This is a genomic window from Streptomyces inhibens (assembly GCF_022221585.1).
Classification (GTDB): Bacteria; Actinomycetota; Actinomycetes; order Streptomycetales; family Streptomycetaceae; genus Streptomyces; species Streptomyces inhibens.
Map to the genome: position 1 here is coordinate 6,786,918 of NZ_CP084681.1, position 19,175 is coordinate 6,806,092.

The 19,175-nt window shown below is 72.4% G+C and carries 18 protein-coding genes; 10 read left to right on the plus strand and 8 right to left on the minus strand.

Annotated features, from left to right (window positions below; translation table 11 throughout):
- Window positions 1–96: 96 nt before the first annotated feature.
- Window positions 97–2,352 (minus strand): glycogen debranching protein GlgX, encoded by a 2,256-nt coding sequence (gene glgX, locus KI385_RS30810; protein ID WP_238575371.1) that lies wholly within the window; start codon window positions 2,350–2,352, stop codon window positions 97–99.
- Between the two features lie 286 nt (window positions 2,353–2,638).
- On the opposite strand from glgX, the gene KI385_RS30815 reads away from it, so the two are divergent.
- The 7 genes from KI385_RS30815 to KI385_RS30845 all read left to right on the plus strand — a co-directional run bounded on the left by KI385_RS30815 (window position 2,639) and on the right by KI385_RS30845 (window position 9,203).
- Window positions 2,639–3,907: a L,D-transpeptidase gene (locus KI385_RS30815; RefSeq protein ID WP_238575372.1), complete on the plus strand. Its 1,269-nt coding sequence runs from the start codon at window positions 2,639–2,641 to the stop codon at window positions 3,905–3,907.
- A 179-nt stretch (window positions 3,908–4,086) separates the two neighbouring features.
- The gene (locus tag KI385_RS30820) at window positions 4,087–5,331 is read left to right on the plus strand and encodes a L,D-transpeptidase (protein ID WP_425356984.1); all 1,245 of its coding nucleotides are present in this window, start codon (window positions 4,087–4,089) and stop codon (window positions 5,329–5,331) included.
- A 94-nt stretch (window positions 5,332–5,425) separates the two neighbouring features.
- Window positions 5,426–6,193 (plus strand): enoyl-CoA hydratase/isomerase family protein, encoded by a 768-nt coding sequence (locus KI385_RS30825; protein WP_238575373.1) that lies wholly within the window; start codon window positions 5,426–5,428, stop codon window positions 6,191–6,193.
- Between the two features lie 264 nt (window positions 6,194–6,457).
- Window positions 6,458–6,997 (plus strand): ATP-binding protein, encoded by a 540-nt coding sequence (locus KI385_RS30830; RefSeq protein ID WP_238575374.1) that lies wholly within the window; start codon window positions 6,458–6,460, stop codon window positions 6,995–6,997.
- Between the two features lie 92 nt (window positions 6,998–7,089).
- Window positions 7,090–7,524, plus strand: a complete 435-nt coding sequence (locus KI385_RS30835) for a hypothetical protein (protein WP_238575375.1) — start codon at window positions 7,090–7,092, stop codon at window positions 7,522–7,524.
- 57 nt (window positions 7,525–7,581) lie between these two features.
- A complete protein-coding gene (locus KI385_RS30840; RefSeq protein ID WP_238575376.1) occupies window positions 7,582–8,367 on the plus strand; it encodes a DsbA family protein in 786 nt (261 codons plus the stop codon).
- Complete coding sequence (locus tag KI385_RS30845; protein ID WP_238575377.1) at window positions 8,364–9,203, plus strand: cytochrome c biogenesis CcdA family protein; 840 nt, start codon at window positions 8,364–8,366, stop codon at window positions 9,201–9,203. The genes KI385_RS30840 and KI385_RS30845 overlap by 4 nt, the downstream gene beginning before the upstream one ends.
- Before the next feature lie 169 nt (window positions 9,204–9,372).
- On the opposite strand, the gene dgt is transcribed toward KI385_RS30845, so the two are convergent.
- From dgt to KI385_RS30870, 5 genes are all read right to left on the minus strand, one after another.
- On the minus strand, window positions 9,373–10,698 hold the full coding sequence (gene dgt, locus KI385_RS30850; protein ID WP_238575378.1) for a dGTP triphosphohydrolase: 1,326 nt from the start codon (window positions 10,696–10,698) through the stop codon (window positions 9,373–9,375).
- Between the two features lie 33 nt (window positions 10,699–10,731).
- Window positions 10,732–11,085 carry a hypothetical protein gene (locus tag KI385_RS30855; RefSeq protein ID WP_238575379.1) on the minus strand — a complete coding sequence of 118 codons (354 nt, stop codon included), beginning with the start codon at window positions 11,083–11,085 and terminating at the stop codon, window positions 10,732–10,734.
- Window positions 11,086–11,311: 226 nt separating this feature from the next.
- Complete coding sequence (nadE, locus tag KI385_RS30860; RefSeq protein WP_238575380.1) at window positions 11,312–12,142, minus strand: ammonia-dependent NAD(+) synthetase; 831 nt, start codon at window positions 12,140–12,142, stop codon at window positions 11,312–11,314.
- A gap of 132 nt (window positions 12,143–12,274) precedes the next feature.
- Window positions 12,275–12,829 (minus strand): glycoside hydrolase family 25 protein, encoded by a 555-nt coding sequence (locus KI385_RS30865; protein ID WP_238575381.1) that lies wholly within the window; start codon window positions 12,827–12,829, stop codon window positions 12,275–12,277.
- Between the two features lie 299 nt (window positions 12,830–13,128).
- Entirely contained in the window at window positions 13,129–14,349 is a 1,221-nt protein-coding gene (locus KI385_RS30870; protein WP_238575382.1) for a glycosyltransferase family 4 protein, read from the minus strand.
- Window positions 14,350–14,585: 236 nt separating this feature from the next.
- Between KI385_RS30870 and KI385_RS30875 the strand changes: the two genes are divergently transcribed.
- Window positions 14,586–15,362, plus strand: coding sequence for a response regulator transcription factor (locus KI385_RS30875; RefSeq protein ID WP_238575383.1), 777 nt, complete (start codon window positions 14,586–14,588; stop codon window positions 15,360–15,362).
- A 1-nt stretch (window position 15,363) separates the two neighbouring features.
- On the plus strand, window positions 15,364–16,911 hold the full coding sequence (locus KI385_RS30880; protein ID WP_238575384.1) for a sensor histidine kinase: 1,548 nt from the start codon (window positions 15,364–15,366) through the stop codon (window positions 16,909–16,911).
- Between the two features lie 25 nt (window positions 16,912–16,936).
- Here the strand turns inward: KI385_RS30880 and KI385_RS30885 are convergent, their stop codons facing one another.
- Both KI385_RS30885 and KI385_RS30890 read right to left on the minus strand, forming a co-directional pair.
- Entirely contained in the window at window positions 16,937–17,896 is a 960-nt protein-coding gene (locus KI385_RS30885; RefSeq protein ID WP_238575385.1) for a M56 family metallopeptidase, read from the minus strand.
- Window positions 17,893–18,318: a BlaI/MecI/CopY family transcriptional regulator gene (locus KI385_RS30890; RefSeq protein WP_238575386.1), complete on the minus strand. Its 426-nt coding sequence runs from the start codon at window positions 18,316–18,318 to the stop codon at window positions 17,893–17,895. Before KI385_RS30890 ends, KI385_RS30885 begins: the two co-directional genes overlap by 4 nt.
- 115 nt (window positions 18,319–18,433) lie before the next feature.
- Here KI385_RS30890 and KI385_RS30895 point away from each other — a divergent pair, with 115 nt between their 5' ends.
- Window positions 18,434–19,132, plus strand: a complete 699-nt coding sequence (locus tag KI385_RS30895; RefSeq protein WP_238575387.1) for a DedA family protein — start codon at window positions 18,434–18,436, stop codon at window positions 19,130–19,132.
- The last annotated feature ends 43 nt before the right edge of the window (window positions 19,133–19,175 follow it).

Sequence of the window (19,175 nt, forward strand, 5' to 3'; positions counted from 1 at the left end):
CAACGCTCCTGGGAATTTTCCCGAACGGCCCTGCCGGGCTGTTGTTTTGAGCCCGGCCGGGCCGCCGTCCCGCGCCGGTGCGGCGGGCCGCCGGCCTCAGCCCGGCACCGCCCGGAACAGCATCACCGACCGCCCGGGAAGGGTGAGCGTGCTGCCGGCCGGGTACCCGGTCTCCGCCGTCCCCGGCTGCTCCTCCCGTGTGGTGTCGACAAGGAGCTCGTACGCCCGGGCCCAGGGCGGGCCGGGGAGGGTGACGGGGCGAGGGTGGGCGCCGGCGTGCAGCACGACGAGGAAGCTGTCGTCGACGATGCGGATGCCCCGGGCGTCGCGCTGCGAGATGTCGTTCCCGGAGAGGTACATGCCCAGCGTGGCTCCCGGGGTGTACCAGTCCCGCTCGGTCATCTCCGTACCGTCCGCGGTGAACCAGGCCAGGTCGCGCAGACCGCCCTGCTGATCCGGCCGGCCGGAGAAGAACGCCCGGCGGCGGAGTACGGGGTGCGCGCGGCGCAGCGCGATCAGGCGGGCGGCCAGATCGGCCAGCGGGCGCCAGCCCGGGTCGTCCAGGAGCGACCAGTCGAGCCAACTGGTCGGGTTGTCCTGGCAGTAGGCGTTGTTGTTGCCGTGCTGGGTGCGGCCCATCTCGTCGCCGGCGACCAGCATCGGCACGCCGGTGGACAGTAGGAGGGTGGTCAGGAGGTTGCGCAGCTGGCGGCGGCGCAGCGCGGTCACCGCCGGGTCGTCGGTCTCGCCCTCGGCGCCGCAGTTCCACGACCGGTTGTCGTTGTTGCCGTCGCGGTTGTTCTCACCGTTGTCCGCATTGCGTTTGTGCTCGTAGGTGACTAGGTCGCGCAGGGTGAAACCGTCGTGCGCGGTGATGAAGTTGACCGAGGCGTACGGGCGGCGGCCGCCCCAGGCGTAGAGGTCGCTCGATCCGGAGAGCCGGTAGCCCAGGTCGCGGACGTCGTGCTGGGCGCCGCGCCAGAAGTCGCGGACGGTGTCGCGGTAGCGGTCGTTCCACTCCGTCCACAGTGGTGGGAAAGCGCCGACCTGATAGCCGCCGGAACCCACGTCCCAGGGCTCGGCGATCAGCTTGACGCGGCGCAGCACCGGGTCCTGGGCGATCACCGCGAGGAACGGGGAGAGCATGTCGACGTCGTGCATGGAGCGGGCCAGCGCGGCCGCCAGGTCGAAGCGGAAACCGTCCACGCCCATTTCGGTGACCCAGTAGCGCAGCGAATCGGTGATGAGGCGCAGCACATGGGGCTGTACGACATGCAGGGTGTTGCCGCAGCCGGTGTAGTCGGCGTAGCGGCGGGCGTCGCCGGCAAGGCGGTAGTAGCCGCGGTTGTCGATGCCCCGCAGGGACAGCGTCGGGCCCAGCTCGCCGGCCTCCGCGGTGTGGTTGTAGACGACGTCGAGGATCACTTCGATGCCGGCGTCGTGCAGCGCCCGCACCATCCGTTTGAACTCGCCGACCTGCTGCCCCCGGGTGCCGGTGGCGGCATAACCGGCGTGTGGCGCGAAGTAGCCGATGGAGTTGTAGCCCCAGTAGTTGCGCAGCCCCCGGCGCACCAAGTGGTCCTCGTGTGCGAACTGGTGGACGGGCAGCAGCTCGACGGCGGTGACGCCGAGCCGGACGAGGTGCTCCAGCGCGGCGGGGTGCGCCAGGCCCGCGTAGGTGCCGCGCAGCTGCTCCGGGATACCGGGGTGGCGCATCGTGAAGCCGCGCACATGCAGCTCGTAGAGGATGGAATCCGGCCAGGGTGTCTTGGGGCGGCGGTCATCCTGCCATTCGTCGTGGCTCCCGTCGTCCCCGGTGTCGTCGCCGACCACAACGGCCTTGGGGACGTACGGTGCCGAGTCGCGGTCGTCGCGGACGGTGTCGGCGATCTGCTGCTGCGGCCAGTCGCGGACATGTCCGTAGAGCTGGGCGGGGAGCGCGGCTCCGGTGCCGGACGGCTCCGTACGGGCGCCGAAGTCGCCGTCCACCGCCCTGGCGTACGGGTCGAGCAGCAGCTTGGCCGGATTCCAGCGCGCGCCGGTCCAGGGGTCCCAGCGGCCGTGCACCCGGTAGCCGTAGCGCTGCCCGGGGCGGACACCGGGCACGAAGCCGTGCCAGATCTCATGGGTGAGCTCGGTCAGCCGATGGCGGGTCTCGTGCTCGGCGTCGTCGAAGAGACACAGCTCCACGGCCTCGGCGCCGCCTGCCCACAGGGCGAAGTTGGTTCCCGTGACGCCATCGGGCCCGGTGCGGCAACGGGCCCCCAGGGGCGTCGGACTGCCGGGGCGGATGTCCGCGGGTGGGGCGAGTGGTTCGTCCGCCACCGCCTCCTGCTCGGGTGCGCTCGACACGTGCCGGCCTCCTGCGGCTCATGGCTCGGTCGGGCGGTGCCCCCGGCCCGGCGGTCCCGGCCGTGCAGGTGACTCCGCCCTCCCCGTTGTTCTTCCCGCAACCGGGCGTTGCCTCACGTTTCCCGGCACGGGGGCTCATTGTTCTGTCCATGCCCTGTCCGTGACATTCCGTTACGCGGCATACCTCCTAACTCAGGCATCATCCGTCACAATTCGGTATATGACCGCCCATCAGCAGAGCCGAGCAGGGGACCGAGCGACGAACCGCGGGAGTGTGCGCGGGCGCATGACGGACCGGGCGCGGGGCCGGGCGGGACACCGGGCGACCGGGCGGGCGGCCCGCCGGATCCGCGTCGCCCTCGCCGCCGTGGCCGGGATCGCCGGGGCGGTGGCGCTGACCGGCTGCGGGGACCCGGACGTGATCGTCGGCGGCACCCCGCGCACTCCGGAGGAGACGATCAGGGTCGTCCCGCACAACGGCGCACACGGCGTACGCGCCGACGGGCGGTTCGAGATCCGGGTGCCGGAGGGGCGGCTGGAGCGGGTCGAGGTCAGCCGGACCGGGGGCGCCGGCCGGCGGTCCGTCGCCGGCCGGATCTCGCCGGACGGGATGGTCTGGCGCCCGGCGCCCGGACGCCTCCACCTCGGCGCCAAGTACACCGTCGACGCGGTGGCGCTGGACGGCGCGGGCCGCCGCTCCGCCCGCCACACCACCTTCACCACCTCCGCGCCCACCCGGCACTACGCCGGCTACTTCTCGCCCCAGCGCGACGCCACCGTCGGCACCGGACTGATCTTCTCGATGGTCTTCAACCGGCCGATCGCCGACCGCGCGGCCGTCGAACGCGCCGTCAGAGTCAGCGCCGAGCCACACGTGGAGGTCGCCGCCCACTGGTTCGGCCACCGCCGGCTGGACTTCCGGCCGCGCGACCGCTGGCGTCCGGGCACCGAGATCACCGTGCAGCTGCGGCTGCGCGGGGTGAAGGCCGGGCCGGGCACCTACGGGACGCAGCGCAGGACCGTCCGCTACCGGGTCGGCCGGGACCAGGTCAGCAGCATCGACGCCGCGCGGCACACCATGACGGTGCGGCGCGGCGGCCGGGTGGTGGCGGTGCTGCCGGTCACCGCCGGCGACGCCGAGAACCCCACCTACAACGGGCGGATGGTGATCCTGGAGCGGGCCTCGATGACGCGGATGGACGGCGACACCGTCGGCTTCGGCGGCGAGTACGACATCGCGGACGTGCCGCACGCCATGCGCCTCACCCGGTCCGGGACCTTTCTGCACGGCAACTACTGGGCGCCGCCCGAGGTCTTCGGCGGCTTCAACACCAGCCATGGCTGCGTCGGGCTGAAGGACATCAAGGGCGGCGGCCCCCACACCCCGGCCGGCTGGTTCTTCGGCCAGTCGATCGTCGGCGACACCGTAGTGGTGCACAACTCCCCGGAACGCATCGTCGCACCGGACAACGGCCTCGGTGGCTGGAACATGCCGTGGGCGCAGTGGCGGGCCGGTTCCGCGCTGAACCGAAGTGGCGCCCGGCCGGCTCCGTGAGCCGGTCCGCGCCCCGCCTCCGCACCATCCCCCTGTCCCACCCCCGCACTTGGGACTAAACGGTGACATTCGCGGGGAGTTCACTGTCACCGCTGTGTGGTTATCTAACGGCAAGCGCGCGGCTGTCCGCAGACGCGTGCGGGGGACCGCGGGCCGTGCGAGGGGAAAAGGGGCCAGTCGTGAACGTCCAGCCGAATCCGGGGGTGCCGGCTCGCCGGCGTCGGTGGCCGAAAAACAAGGGCGGGGGCCCGCTCGCCGTAGTGCTCGGCGCGATGCTGCTGTTGGTGACCGCGTGCGGTGGCGATGACGGCGACGACAAGCAGCCGGCCGGCAAGGCGGGCGGCGACAAGGCCGCCTCGCAGGCGGCCGTGACGATAGCGCCCAAGGACGGCGCCGACGACGTCGCCACCAGCGGCGCACTGAAGGTCACCGCCCAGAAGGGCAGGCTCAGGTCCGTCAAGGTCAAGGACGGCAAGGGCAACGAGGTCGACGGGAAGATATCCGGCAACGGTGCCCTGTGGCAGCCGAGCGGCCATCTGGGCGCCTCGACGGAGTACACCGTCGACGCGATAGCGGTGGACGGCCAGGGCCGGGCGGCCGCCGAGCACTCGACCTTCACCACGCTCGTTCCCAAGAACACCTTCATCGGCCAGTACAGCCCCGAGAACGGCCAGCAGGTCGGCGTCGGGATGCCGGTCTCGATCCACTTCACCCGCGGTATCACCGACCCCAAGGCCGTCGAGGACGCCATCAAGGTCAGCGCCGAGCCGTCGGTCCCGATCGAGGGCCACTGGTTCGGCAACGACCGGCTCGACTTCCGCCCCGAGAAGTACTGGGCGCCCGGCACCAAGGTCACCCTCAAGCTCGACCTCAACGGCGTCGAGGGCCGGCCCGGGGTCTACGGCACCCAGGCCAAGAAGGTCTCCTTCACCGTCGGCCGCAGCCAGGTCAGCACGGTCGACGCCGGCTCCAAGAAGATGACCGTGGTCCGCGACGGCAAGACGATCAAGACCATCCCGATCACCGCGGGGGCGCCGGGCACCGAGACGTACAACGGCACGATGGTCATCAGCGAGAAGCACATCGTGACGCGGATGAACGGCGACACGGTCGGCTTCGGCGGCGAGTACGACATCAAGGACGTTCCGCACGCGATGCGGCTGAGCACGTCCGGCACGTTCATCCACGGCAACTACTGGTCGGGCAGGCCGACCTTCGGCGCGCGCAACGCCAGCCACGGCTGTGTGGGCCTCTTCGACCAGCGCGGCGGCGGCGACGGCTCCACCCCGGCGGCCTGGTTCTTCCGGAACTCCGTCGTCGGTGACGTCGTCATCGTCAAGAACTCGCATGACGAAACGATCCAGCCGGACAACGGCTTCAGCGACTGGAACCTGTCCTGGGAGAAGTGGAAGGCCGAGCAGTAGCCGAGCAGCAAGGCGGCCGGAACGGCGGCGGGCCCGGTGCACTGTGACACAGCGCACCGGGCCCGACACCGTTAACGCATACTAACCTTCCCGCATGACTGTGAATCTCGAGGTGGCCGACGGCGTCGGCACCATCCGCCTGGACCGCCCGCCGATGAACGCACTGGACATCGCCACCCAGGACCGGCTGCGCGAGCTGGCCGAAGAGGTCACCCGCCGCGACGATGTGCGCGCCGTTGTCGTCTGGGGCGGCGAGAAGGTGTTCGCGGCCGGCGCGGACATCAAGGAAATGCAGGCCATGGACCACTCGGCGATGGTCGTACGTTCCAAGGCGCTCCAGGACTCGTTCACCGCCGTGGCCCGGATCCCCAAGCCGGTGGTCGCCGCGATCACCGGCTATGCGCTGGGCGGCGGCTGTGAGTTGGCGCTCTGTGCCGACTTCCGGATCGCGGCCGACAACGCCAAGCTCGGCCAGCCGGAGATCCTGCTCGGCCTCATCCCGGGCGCCGGCGGCACCCAGCGGCTGGCGCGGCTGGTGGGCCCCTCGAAGGCCAAGGACCTGATCTTCACCGGCCGTCATGTGAAGGCCGAGGAGGCGCTCGCCATCGGCCTGGTCGACCGGGTGGTGCCGGCCGCCGAGGTCCATGAGCAGGCGCACGCCTGGGCGGCGCGGCTGGCGGCCGGGCCGGCGCTCGCGCTGCGGGCCGCGAAGGAGTCCGTCGACGTGGGCCTGGAGACGGACATCGACACCGGTCTGACGGTTGAACGCAACTGGTTCGCGGGGCTGTTCGCGACCGAGGACCGGGAGACCGGGATGCGGAGCTTCGTCGAGGAGGGCCCCGGCAAGGCCAAGTTCCGCTGAAACGACCGTTGTTGGCGTGGTGTGTGAGGTTTGGCCGGGACTGGATGCCTCGTGTGGGCGAATCGCGGAAAACTTAACCGCGGCTTAAGGCAACCTTGTTGACGCACCGGGTTGAGCATTCGTATGCCAGGCGTCGTCGCAGGTCAGCCCGGTCCCGCCGGAACCTTAACTGCCGTTGGCATATGTCCCGCAGGGGGTCTGGAACCGACAATTCCGGGCAATGGATTACGTCGGTTCCGCCCCCGTGACCGCCAAGTAACAGCCATGATGGGGGACATGGCGGGCCTCGAAGGAATGGAGCAGCCGCGGCCGCGGAGCGATACGGCCGCCGCACGTCGGGGCATCCCCGGTGCGGACAGAACCCCGGCACCGGCTCCCTGCGGCCCGGTGTCCGCGGCACTCGATCTGGTCGGCGAGCCCACCCTCGGTGAGGTCCGGCTCCCGTCCCGCCCCCAGTCCGCCGGCATCGCCCGCCGGCTGACCGCCGCCGTACTCCTGAAACAGTGGTCCCTGACGCCCCAGCTCGCCGAGCACGCCGTGCTGCTCGTCTCCGAGCTCGTGGGCAACGCCGTACGGCACACCGGCGCCCGCACCTTCGGGCTGCGGATGCTCCGCCGCCGTGGCTGGATCCGTATCGAGGTACGCGACCCGTCCCGTGGTCTGCCCTGTCTCATGCCGGTCCAGGAGATGGACACCAGCGGCCGAGGACTCTTCCTCGTCGACACGCTCTCCGACCGCTGGGGCGTCGATCTGCTGCCGCGCGGCAAGACGACCTGGTTCGAGATGCGGGTCTCCGACCGCTGACACCCCTGCCATCCGGCCGGTGCTCCGGTCGCGCGCCGGCGATCCGTAGGATGGGCTGTTCATGCTCGCGCCCGGTACGGAGAGGAAGGGACATGCACCACGTGCGCCGCTCGGCCGCGCTGACGCTGCTGTTCCTCCTCGCGGTCACCTTCGGGCCGCTGCTGTGCCGGATCGGCGGCGACCAGGCCTGGCTGGCCGGCCGGGCGGCGACCGCCGCGGCCACACCTGCGACGGACGCGAGCACCGTTGCCGACGCGAACGCCCCTGCCGACGCGACCGCCGCTGTGGACACAACGCGCCCGGCCGTGGCCACCGTGCCCAAGAGGTGCTCGGACCGGCATGCTCCGGGGCCCGACGAGTCCGCCCCGCTGCCCGCCCCGCACCGCGGTGAGCCCCTTGCCCCCACCATCACCGGCCCGGGGCCGCTCGCCGCCGACCTGCCCGCGCAGTTCGCGCTCGCCCGGCCGCCCACGGGCACCGCGCCCGCCGTCGACCACACCGCGCTCCTCCCCGTACTGCGGATATAGGCCGCTGCCCCGACGCACAAGGCCGAAATTCCCTCCCCGTACGTCTGGAGCTTCCGCATGCCCACTTCTGCCTCTCCCACCCGCAAACTGGCCGCCATCGGCGCGGTCCTCGCGCTCGTCGTGGCCGTGATCGCCATCGGGATCGCCGTCGGCAAGTCCGTCGAGGGCGGTCGCGGCACCACCGGCGCCGATGAACCCGAGGCCGCCGCCTCCGTCGACCCCCAGGAGGACGCCGCACAGCAGAAGATGTTCGACGACCTCGCCCGGCGGACCAGCCGGCGCGCGGACGGCGACCCGCTGGCCGTCGGCAAGAAGGACGCCCCGGTGATCCTGGTCGAATACGCCGACTACCAGTGCTCGTTCTGCGGCCGCTTCACCCGCGACACCCAGCCCGAGCTGATCAAGAAGTATGTCGACGCGGGCACCCTGCGCATCGAGTTCCGCAACTTCACCGTCTTCGGCGCCGACTCCGAACGAGCCGCCCGCGCCTCCTGGGCCGCCGGGCAGCAGGGCAAGTTCTGGCAGCTGCACGACGCGCTGTACGCCAAGACCCGCAAGGGCGCCGCGCTCGCCGAGGACAAGCTCGTCGACCTGGCCCGCGCGAGCGGCGTGGCCGACCTCGAAAAGTTCCGTACGGACATGAAGAGCGCGGGCGCCGAGCGGGCGCTGAAGAAGGATCAGGACGAGGGCTACCAGCTCGGTGTGCAGTCCACACCGTCCTTCCTGATCAACGGCCGGCCGGTCGCCGGGGCCCAGCCCACCGAGGTCTTCGCGCAGGCCGTCGAGGCCGCCGCGGCACGGGCGGCCAAGAACGGGCCGGCGGCCAAGGGGGCCGGGAAGTGACCGACATCGGCTACCTCGCGGCGTTCCTGGGCGGTGCGCTCGCCCTGCTCAGCCCGTGCAGCGCGCTGCTGTTGCCGGCGTTCTTCGCGTACTCCCTCACCGGCCCCGGCCGGCTGCTGGCCCGCACCGGCGTGTTCTATCTGGGGCTGGCCACGACGCTGGTGCCGCTCGGCGCGGCCAGTACGGCGGCCAGCCGGCTGTTCAACGGCCACCGCGATCTGCTGATCGCCGTCGGCGGCTGGGTCGTCATCGCGATGGGCCTCGCACAGATCCTGGGCCTGGGATTCGCCTCCCGGCGCGCCCAGGCCGCCGCCGCCAGGATCACCCCGCGGTCGGCGGTCTCCACCTTCCTGCTCGGCTGTGTCTACGGCCTCGCCGGATTCTGCGCGGGCCCGATCCTGGGCGCGGTGCTGACGGTGACGGCGGTCAGCGGCTCACCGGTCTACGGCGCCTCGATGCTCGCCGTCTACGCGCTGGGTATGGCGCTGCCGCTGTTCGTCCTGGCGCTGCTGTGGGACCGCTGCAAGCTGGGCAGCCGCGGCTGGCTGCGCGGCCGTGAATTCACCCTCGGAAAGCTGCGCTTGCACACCACCTCGCTGCTGTCCGGGCTGTTCTTCATCGGCATCGGCGTGCTCTTCCTGCGCTTCAACGGGACCAGCGCGCTGCCCGGAATGCTCGACGCGGACGCCGAATTCCGGCTTGAGGAAGGGGTGACGCGGATCGGGAACGGCGTACCGGACTCCGTACTGATCGCGGTGGCCGCGCTGGTGGTCGCCGCAGCGCTCGGCCGGATCGCGCTACGGCCGGAGAAGAAGCCGCGGGGCGGGGACGAATAGCGGCTGCGACGGGGGAGGGCCGGGACGGACGGGGGACGGGACGGACGGGGGACGGGGCGGACGGGGGACGGGACGGACGGGGGACGGGGCGTGCTGGGGGGCGTGGGCGCGACGCGCCCACGCCGCCTTCCCCTCGTCCCTCCCCGGCCCCCGGCCCCCGTCCTCCGCTCTACAGCCACACGTTGTCGTTGACCGAGCCCAGGCCCGTGCCGGACAGCCGCCGGTGCAGGGCCAGCGCCTGGTCCTCGGTGAGCGAGGCGACATGGTCGGCCGCGGCGCGCAGCCGGTCGCCGTGCAGCGCCAGTTCCTCGGCGCGGTCCGGCGGCAGCAGCTCGGGTGCGTCATGCGTCCAGCGCAGCAGCTCGCCGACCACCCGCCGCTTGCCGTGCTGCTGGGTGGCCAGCGCGGGGCGGTCGATGACGTAGCACCACACCAGCTCCTTGAGCAGATCGCAGGTGGCCCGCCGCTCCTCGGGGATCACCAGGCGCGCCCCGTAACGGATCGCCGCCGGGCCGCCCACCTCCAGCTCGATCCCGCGGGTGAAGTACGAGATCAGATCGGCGGTGCGGCGGTTGACCGCGACCGCGTCCTCATGGCTGCCGCTGTACGGGGCGGGCACCGCCAGCCGCTTGCCGATGTCCGCCATCATCACCAGCGCCGCCTCGCGGTCGAACGGCTCGCCCTCCCGCGCCCGCTTGGCCTGCACATAGTCCAGGAAGCGGCGGATCTCCCGTTCGGTGTCACCGCCCGCGGCGCCGTCCGGCGGGAACAGCGCGGCCAGCGGGATCAGGCCCGTACGGTAGAAGTCCTCGACGTCGTGGCAGGCGTAGGTGACATCGTCCGCCCAGTCCATGACCTGCTCCTCGACCGGTACTGCGGTGTCTTCGCGGCCGGCCCGCACCCAGGCGAACGCCTCCCGGTCGGCGACATACACCCCCCACTTCACATGCCGCGCCGGATCCTGGTCGACCGGCGCCCGCTCCCACGGGTATTTCGTGGCGGCGTCCAGACAGGCGCGGGTCAGATGCAGTCCGCGATGGCCCGGGTACTTGTGGGCGGCGAGGAAGGTCAGCACCCGCAGGGTCTGCGCATTGCCCTCGAAGCTGTCCAGCACCCCGTCCGCGAAGTGCAGCTCGTCCATCGTGGCGCGCAGGGCCAGCTCACCGGCGTGCCCGAACGGCGGATGGCCGATGTCGTGGGCCATGCACGCCGCCTCGACGAGCGCGGGATTCGGCCCGCCGTACTGGCGCTCCAGCCGCTCCGCCATCCGCCGGCCCAGCTGGGCCACCTTCATCGAATGCGTCAGCCGGGTGTGGTACGCGCCCAGCTCGGCGCTGGCCACCACCTGGCTCTTGCCGGCCAGTGCCCGCCATTGCGTCGAGTACAGGATCCGGTCGACGTCATGCTCGAACCCGGACCGCTGTCCGTCGTCGGACACCCGTCGGCGCAGGGAGTGCTGTTCGAGATCCTCATCGCTGTATCTGGCAGGTCGCATGCGCGGATGGTAGTCCTGCCCCGTCGCCCACCCCTAGGCGCTCAGCCGTCGCCGCCAGTGCGGATGCGGGCGGGCGTGGGGGCGGGCGTGCGGATGGTGGGCGTCCGCACGGCGCCGGCGGTCGTTGCAGAGCAGGCACTTTCCGTAGCCCGGCGGGAGGGGGTCCTCCGGGTCGCCGTACAACGGGTCGACCGCGCCGTTCGGATGTATGGCGCAGCCGGTCGGGCCGGTCTCCGCGCCCAGCGAGCTGGCAGCGGTCAGCGCTTGGCGGAGGACGTCGACGAGTTGGTCCGCATCGCGCCGGGTGGGCGCGGACTGCAGGGCGGAGGCAAGGTCGGAGGCGGTGGTCAGCGCGGTCTGGAGTTCGCGCAGGTTTGCGTAACCCATGCCCTGGAGCGTAGGCGGACCCACTGACAGTTGATCTTCCGATCGCACTTCGTGGCTTCCCATGGCCGGATGCATGCCCGCTCACGCCCACGATTTAGCACCGGGACGGTGACAGTCCCCTAGCCGGTCCATGACATGTGAGGGGTGGGGGTGGGGCCCCGCCCCTCCCGCGGGCAGCTGCCGGGCCGCTGAAGCGGCCACGGCTCACGGCGCGACCGGCCACGGCTCACGGCGCGACCGGCAACGCGCGCTTGTGATCGGTGAGGCGGTAGCGGCGGACGATGGCCTGGAAGGCGGTGTCGTCGACCGGCTTGCCCTCCAGGAAGTCGTCGATCTGGTCGTAGCTCACGCCGAGCGCGTCCTCGTCGGGCTTGCCCGGGTCGAGCGTCTCCAGGTCGGCGGTCGGAACCTTTCCGACCAGTTCCGCCGGGGCGCCCAGCGCCGCCGAGACGGCCCGCACCCGGCGCTTGGTCAGCCCGGTGAGCGGCACGACATCGGCCGCGCCGTCACCGAACTTGGTGAAGAAACCGGAGACCGCCTCGGCCGCGTGGTCGGTGCCCACGACCAGACCGTCATGGGCACCGGCGACCGCGTACTGCGCGATCATGCGCTGCCGCGCCTTGATGTTGCCGTGGACGAAGTCCTGGTGGTGGGCGTCACGGAAGGTGAGCCCGCCGTCCACCGCGGCCTGCAGCGCCGCGTCGCTCGCCGGGCGGATGTCGACGGTCAGCTCCCGGTCGGCGCGGATGAACTCCAGCGCCCGCTGTGCGTCCTTCTCGTCCGCCTGGACGCCGTACGGCAGCCGCATCGCGTAGAACGTCGCGTCGTGCCCGGCGGCGCGGGCCCGCTCCACGGCGAGCTGGCAGAGCCGGCCCGTGGTCGTGGAGTCGACGCCGCCGCTGATGCCCAGGACCAGCGAGCGCAGGCCCGTGGAGGTCAGCCGCTCTGTGAGGAAGGCCACCCGGCGCTCGATCTCCTGCTCGGCGTCGAAGGACGCGGTCACCTGGAGATCCCGGGCGATCTCCTGCTGCAGGGCCTTGGACGCCGGGTCGCTCACGGCTGCTCCTCTTGTTCTCGTGCTGCGTCGTGCGGTTTTGGTGACGCGCTGTTCCTGTGCGGCGTACGCAGTGTTCCCCTGGCGCGTACGCACGGTTCCTGGATACGCGAATCCGCGTGCCGAAAGGAAACCTTAAGCGGGACGCGCCCAGTTCTTGAGGGCGGCCTTGCTCTCGAAGGCCGCCACGTCCTTGTCCAGCGGCCGGTCGGTGTACTGGTGGATGCGCCACTTCGCCTTGATCCGCGGATGCCCGGCGGAGACATAGTCGGCGATCCACAGGCCGTCGGCGGCGTAGGACGTGGTGTCGTGGTTGAGCCAGAATTCGCGGTTGCAGTAGAGCATCACGCGGTGCGTGGGCCGCAGCTTCTTCACCTCGACTAGGAACTGATCCTTCTGCGCATTGCTCGCGTAGGTGCCCTCGCCGGTGCGCTCCCAGTCGCAGGCCAGGATGTCGCCCTGGACCGATGCGCACTTCTCGACGAAGTATTTCGCCTGGGCGGCGATATTCCCCGGCCACAGAAAGTGGTAGAAACCGACCACGCATCCTGCTTTACGGGCCTTCGCGGCCTGCGCGGACTGGTGGGGATTGATGTAGGAGCGGCCTTCGGTGGCCTTGACGAAAACGAAGTCCAGCCCCTCGGTGGAATACGAGGTGTTGTAGGAGCTGACATCGACACCGTGCAGCATGAACGGCCTCCTGCCGATCGGACCTGCGGATTCGAAGCGTCAACTGCTCGAAGCATCAACTGCGTTGCAGCGTGTTCCGTGTGCCCTGCGTTTCGTGCGTTTCCGTGCGTTCCTGCGTGCTGTGCGAGCCGAGCGTTCCGGGAGTTCCGTGCGATTCAGTTTCGTTCCAGCAGTTCAGCATGTTCGCTACCGGGGACGCCAGATCGTGGTCGAGAAGTTCCTTACGCCGTACGCGGGTTGAAGGCGGGGCCGGTCCCGCCGACCGGACCGGCACCGCCGGCTCGCCAGAGCCGCTGGCTCTACCGCCGCAGGGCCCGCCGCAGCACGCTCCGGGCGCGCGCCCGGCCGCGCCCCAGAGCGCGCTGCCAGGCGCGGCCGGTGCGGGTCGAACACAGTTCCTGGAAGAGGAGTTGATAGCGCTCGGCGATGGGTTCCGGGTCGTAGCGGCGCGAGCTCTTCAGCGCGGCCTCGGCCATCTCCCGGCGGCGCGCGGGGTCCTCGATGAGGTCGAGCAGCCCGCCGGCCAGCGCCCGCCCGTCACCGGGCGGCACCAGCAGCCCGTCCCTGCCGTCGTGAATGATCTCCGCGGGGCCCAGCGGGCAGTTGGTGCTGACGACGGGCACTCCGCAGCGCATCGCCTCGACGAGCGTCATGCCGAACGACTCGGCGTCCGAGGCCGAGGCGACGATCGACGCCTTGGCGAACTCCGCCTCGATCGGCGAGCGCGGCCCGGTCAGCACCGCCCGATCGGCCAGCCCGAGCCCGTCGATCAGCCCCTGGAGCTGCGCGCGCTCGGCGCCGCCGCCGTGTATCCGCAGCCGCCAGTCGGGGTGCTTGGCGGAGACCGCGGAGAACGCCTCGATGAGCAGGTCGAAGCGCTTGCCGCGGACCAGCCGGCCGGCCGCGGCGATCACCTTCGAGGTGCCCGAGGAGGCCGGTCCGGCCGGCGCGGGCACGATGTTGGGTACCGCCAGCACCCGTACGCCGGGCAGCGGCATCCGCGCGCGGTAGACGGCGGCATCGGCCTCGGTGGTGGTGACCAGGGCGTCCAGCGTCCGGTAGTGGCGGGCGAGTTCGGTGCGCAGCCGCTTGCTGTGCGCGTCGTGCCGGAGGTGCTCCTGGGCGATCCGCAGCGCCCGGCGGGGGCCGAAGCGGGCCAGGTAGACATTGATGCCGGGCCGGGTGCCGATCAGTACGTCCGCGTCGGTGGTCCGCAGGAACTCCGCGGCGCGCACGTCCATCAGCCGGTTGTACTGGTGGTGCCGCTTCTCGGCGAGCGGGAAGTCCCGCGCGGGCTCGCCGAACCGCGGGTCCGCCATGTCCTCGCTGCCGACCCGCGTGTCCACCAGCGGCACCAGCCGCACCCGGGGGTCCACGGTGAACCGCGGGACCTCGCGGTGCCGCATCATCGAGACGATCTCGACGTCATGCCGGTCGGCGAGCGCGGCGGCGAGGTTGAAGGTGGTGCGGATGGTGCCGCCGATGGCGTAGGCGTTGTGCAGCAGCAGGGTGATCTTCATACGGTGTCGTGTTCTTCCCGAGGTGTGCCGAGTCGTGGCGACCGGCTGGGAGCTCGTCGCGGCCGGGTCGCCGCGCGAGGCCCGTCCGGCACGGGGCAACCGTGTCGGCAAGGGGTAAGCCGAGGGCGTGGCCGGGGTGAGAGCCCGGTAAGACCCCGGGTGAGAGCCGGGTAAGAAACCCACCGCCGGACCGGCCGGCCGCCGCCGCACCCCCGCGGCCTTGGCAGACTTGCCGGGTGACCCATTCCGTACTGCTCGCCGAGGACGACCGTCCCATCCGCACCGCGCTGGAGCGTGCCCTGACCCTGGAGGGGTACCAGGTCACCGCCGTCGCCGACGGCATCCAGGCGCTCGCCGCGGCGCACCGCGAACGGCCGGACGTGATCCTGCTGGACGTGATGATGCCGGGCATCGACGGGCTGCAGGTGTGCCAGGTGCTGAGGGCCGAGCAGGACCGCACCCCGATTCTGATGCTGACCGCCCGGGTCGAGACGGCGGACCGGATCGCCGGCCTGGACGCCGGGGCCGACGACTATGTGGTCAAGCCGTTCGAGGTCGAGGAGGTCTTCGCCCGGCTGCGGGCGCTGCTGCGCAGGACGACGGCGGGCGCGGCGGCGCCCGGGGCGGAGTACGGCGCCGGTGGCGAGGAGGCCGGTGAGTTCGGCGAGGCCGGTGCGGCCGGTGGGGCGTACGACGTCCGGGTGGCGGACAGCGGTCTGGTCGAGGCGGCCGATCTGCGGATCGACGGGCCCTCGCGCCGTGCCTGGCGCGGGGAGCGTGAGCTGGAGCTGACCCGGACCGAGTTCGAGCTGCTGGAACTGCTCGCCCGCAACGCCGGGATCGTCCTGGACCACTCGACGATCTACGACCGGATCTGGGGCTACGACTTCGGACCGGGCTCGAAGAACCTCGCGGTGTACGTGGGCTATCTGCGCCGCAAGGTCGATGTCCCGGGCAGCCGCCCGCTGATCCACACGGTGCGCGGCGTCGGCTACGTCCTGCGGGAGGACTGAGATGCCCGGGCGCGGCGGTCGGGCCGGCTCCGGGCCCCGGGCCCGGCGCGGCCGTCGGCTGCGCGCCCGGCTGCGTGCCTGGACACGTGCCGTGCGCGGCGGCGGGTCGGCCGCCTGGCTGCGCACCCGTAAGCCCGCCAGCCTGCGCACCGCCTTCGCGGTGGCGTTCGCCATCGGGGCCGCCGCGGTGACCCTGCTCGTCGGATTCCTCAGCTACGACGCGGCGGCCCGGCTGGTGCGGGTCGACGAGAAGTCGGTGTTCTCCGGGGTCGTACGGGATCTGCGGACCCAGGTCCGGGAGAAGCCGTTCGCGCCCTCCGACTATGCGACCGCCGACCCCGACCACGACGGGCCGCGCGACGACCTCACCCGGCCCACCCGTACCGATGTACAGATCCTGGGCGCCGGCGGCCGGATCGTCGAGCTGGGGCGCCCGGCCCTGCCGGTCGGTGCCGCGGAGCGCCGGATCGCCACGGACGCACACGCCGGCGGGTACACGGAGCGGGAGGCGGACATCGGCGACGAGGAGTACCACGTCGCCACCGTCGCGCTCGGCGGCGGCCGCGGGGCCGTCCAGGTCGCCCAGAAGTTCAGCGAGACCGAGGATCTGCTCTCCGCGCGCCAGCAGCGCACCGCCCTGCTGGCGGCCGCGGTCATCGCGCTGTCCGGCGCGGCCGGCTGGTGGCTGGCGCGCCGGATCACCGGCCGTCTGGTGCGGCTGACCTCGGTCGCCGAGAGCGTGGCGGAGCACGGGCGGCTGGACGTACCGGTGCCGGTGGCGGGCCGGGACGAGGTCGCCCGGCTCGGGCGGGCCTTCGACGACATGCTCGGGCGGCTGGCCAGCGCGGTCCAGGACCAGCAGCGCCTGGTCCAGGACGCCGGCCATGAGCTGCGCACCCCGCTGACCTCGCTGCGTACCAACATCTCGCTGCTGAAGCGGTTCGAGGAACTGCCGCCGGACGCCCGCGACGAGCTGCTGACCGATCTGGCGGGCGAGGCCAGGGAACTCAGCGATCTGGTCAACGAGCTGGTCGATCTGGCGGCCGGGCAGCGCGACGACGACCCGCTGTCCGAGGTGCACCTGGCCCAGGTGGCGGAGAAGGCGGCCGCGTCCGCCCGGCGCCGCACCGGCCGTGAGATCACCGTACGGACCACGCGCCCGGCGGTGGTCGAGGGCCGCCCCGCCGCGCTGCACCGTGCGCTCACCAATCTGCTGGAGAACGCGGCCAAGTTCGACGCGGGCGGGACGGAGCCGATCGAGGTCGTGGTCATCGGCGCCCGCATCGAGGTCCTCGACCGCGGTCCCGGCATCGCCGAAGCCGACCTCACCCGGGTCTTCGACCGCTTCTACCGGGCGCCGGCCGCCCGCGGCCTGCCCGGCTCCGGCCTCGGCCTCGCCATCGTCCGCGAGATCGCCACCGCCCATGGCGGCTACGCCTTCGCCGTCCACCGCCCGGGCGGCGGTGCCACGCTGGGCTTCACGGTCGGCAGGGGGAAGGGCGGCGGTACGGGAACCGGGGCGCACACGGGAACCGGGGCGGGAGAGTAGGGCCCGCCACCCGTTCCCCGGCAGCTCAGCGCGCCGTCTCTCCCTGGGCGACCTCCACCGTCTCGTGCAGGTCGGCCGCGGCGTCCAGGGCGGCGCCCGCGGAGAAGGCGATGCAGGCGAGCAGGGCCGCGGCGATCAGCCGGCGGCCGCGGAAGCCGGTGCGTATCGGGGGGTGACCGGCTGTCCGGTCGGGGGTCAGGAGGGCGGCGACCCGGCGCGGTACGGGGCCGGCCGTCGCGGCGAGGACGGCGCCGGGACGGAGCGGCCCCCGGTCATGCGGGCGGGCGGCCAGCGCGGCGCGGCCGATGGCCCGGGCCGTGACCCGGCGGTCGCCCACCCGGGACGCGGCCGCTTCATCGGCCCAGCGCTCCAGGGCGTACGCCAGCGGCGCCCGCAGCGAGCGGAGCAGCGGATGGCAGGCCGAGGTAAGCGCGACCGTGAGCAGGAACAGATGGTGCCGGCCCGCGAGATGGGCACGCTCATGGGCGAACAGCGCCTCCCGCTCGGCCGCCGGCAGCGCCCGCAGCATGCCGGCCGTGACCACCACCCGGCCCGGCCGCCCCGGCAGGGCGTAGGCGTCGGGCGCGGAGTCCGGCAGCACGCACAGGTCGCCGGACACGGGGTGTGCCTCGGCGCTGCGCCGGGCGGTGCGCAGCTCGGTGCCGTGGCGGCGGGCGCGGTGGACGACGGCGACCGCGCAGACGGTGAGCAGCCCACCGGCGGCATACGCCACGGGGACCGTCACGTCGGGATCGCCGCCGAGCAGCGGCAGGGAGAGATGGCCCAGGGCGGCGACCGGTGGCAGCCGCAGCGCCCCGGCGGCCACCAGCAGGCCGAGCGCCGCGGTCGTACAGCCGGCCAGCGCGACGGCGCAGCCGGTCAGCAGCCAGGCCGCGGCGCGCGGCGGCAGCGACTCCGCCAGCCGACGGGCGGCCGGCACCGCGAGCAGCGGCATCAGCAGCGGAATCCACACGGCGACGATCACGGGGCGGCCCCGGGGCCGGACCGCGGACCGGCGGCCGGCTCCTCCGGGGCGCCGTCGGCACCCTCCAGAAGCGACCGGAGCAGCTGCTCGTCCTCGCTGGTCAGCTGCGAGACGAAGCGGGCGAGCGCGGTGGTGCGGTCGTCCTGCTTGTCGAGCTCGCTGCGCATCCGCCGGGCGGTCAGCCCCGCGGAGTCCTGTATCGGCGAGTACACGAAGCCGCGGCCGGCCCGGGAGCGGGACACCGCGCCCTTGTCGTGCAGCCGGGTGAGGATCGTGGTGACGGTCGTACGGGCGAGCCGGCCGCCCAGGGCGCTCTGCACCTCGGCGGGGCTCAGCGGCCCGTCGGCCGCCCAGAGCGCCGCGAGGACGCTCGCCTCCAGCTCGCCGGACGGGCGCCGCTGCACGGGTGATGTCTCCGACATGGAACGCCCTTCACCTTTTTCGTCGTCTACAGTTCCGTAGACCGTCTACGTGACTGTAGTCGGTCGGGTCGGCCGCACGGCAGGCCCGCAACCCATTATGGGAGGGCCTGCCGACATGGCCGTAGCCGCCGCATTTGCGCAGGTGACAGGCGTGACCCAGGCCGCCGTCAATGTGCTCGACGCCGGTTCGCTGCTCGCGGCGTTCGGCGCGCTGGGCGTCGCCGTCGTGCTGTTCGCCGAGACCGGACTGCTGGTCGGCTTCTTCCTGCCCGGCGACTCCCTGCTGTTCACCGCCGGACTGCTGTGCGCCCCCGGCACCGGTGGCGCCGTGCATCTCGCGCTGCCGCAGGTGCTCGCGGCCGCCGCGGCCGGCGCGCTCGCCGGATCCCAGACCGGCTACTGGATCGGCAGACGCGGCGGCCGCGCCCTGCTGACCCGCAGCCGCGCCCGTCGGCTGCACGAGGGCGCCGCCCGCGCCGAGGAGTACCTGGCCCGCTACGGCCACGCCAAGGCGATCGTCCTCGCCCGCTTCGTCCCCGTCGTCCGCACCGTCCTGAACCCGCTGGCCGGCGCCCTGAACGTGCCCGCCCGCACCTTCACCCTCTGGCAGATCGCCGGCGGCCTGATCTGGACCCTCGGCCTCACCCTCGCCGGATACGCCCTGGGCGCGTCCGTACCGAACGTCGACCGCTATCTGCTGCCGCTGGTCGCCCTCGTGGTGCTGGTGTCGCTGACCCCGCTCGCCGTCGAACTGCTCCGCTCCCGCAAACGCCCGGCAACGACGACCGGCCCCCGGACGCCACCCGGCGCCTGACCCCCGCACGGCTGCGCACCACCCCGCACCACCGCACCACGCA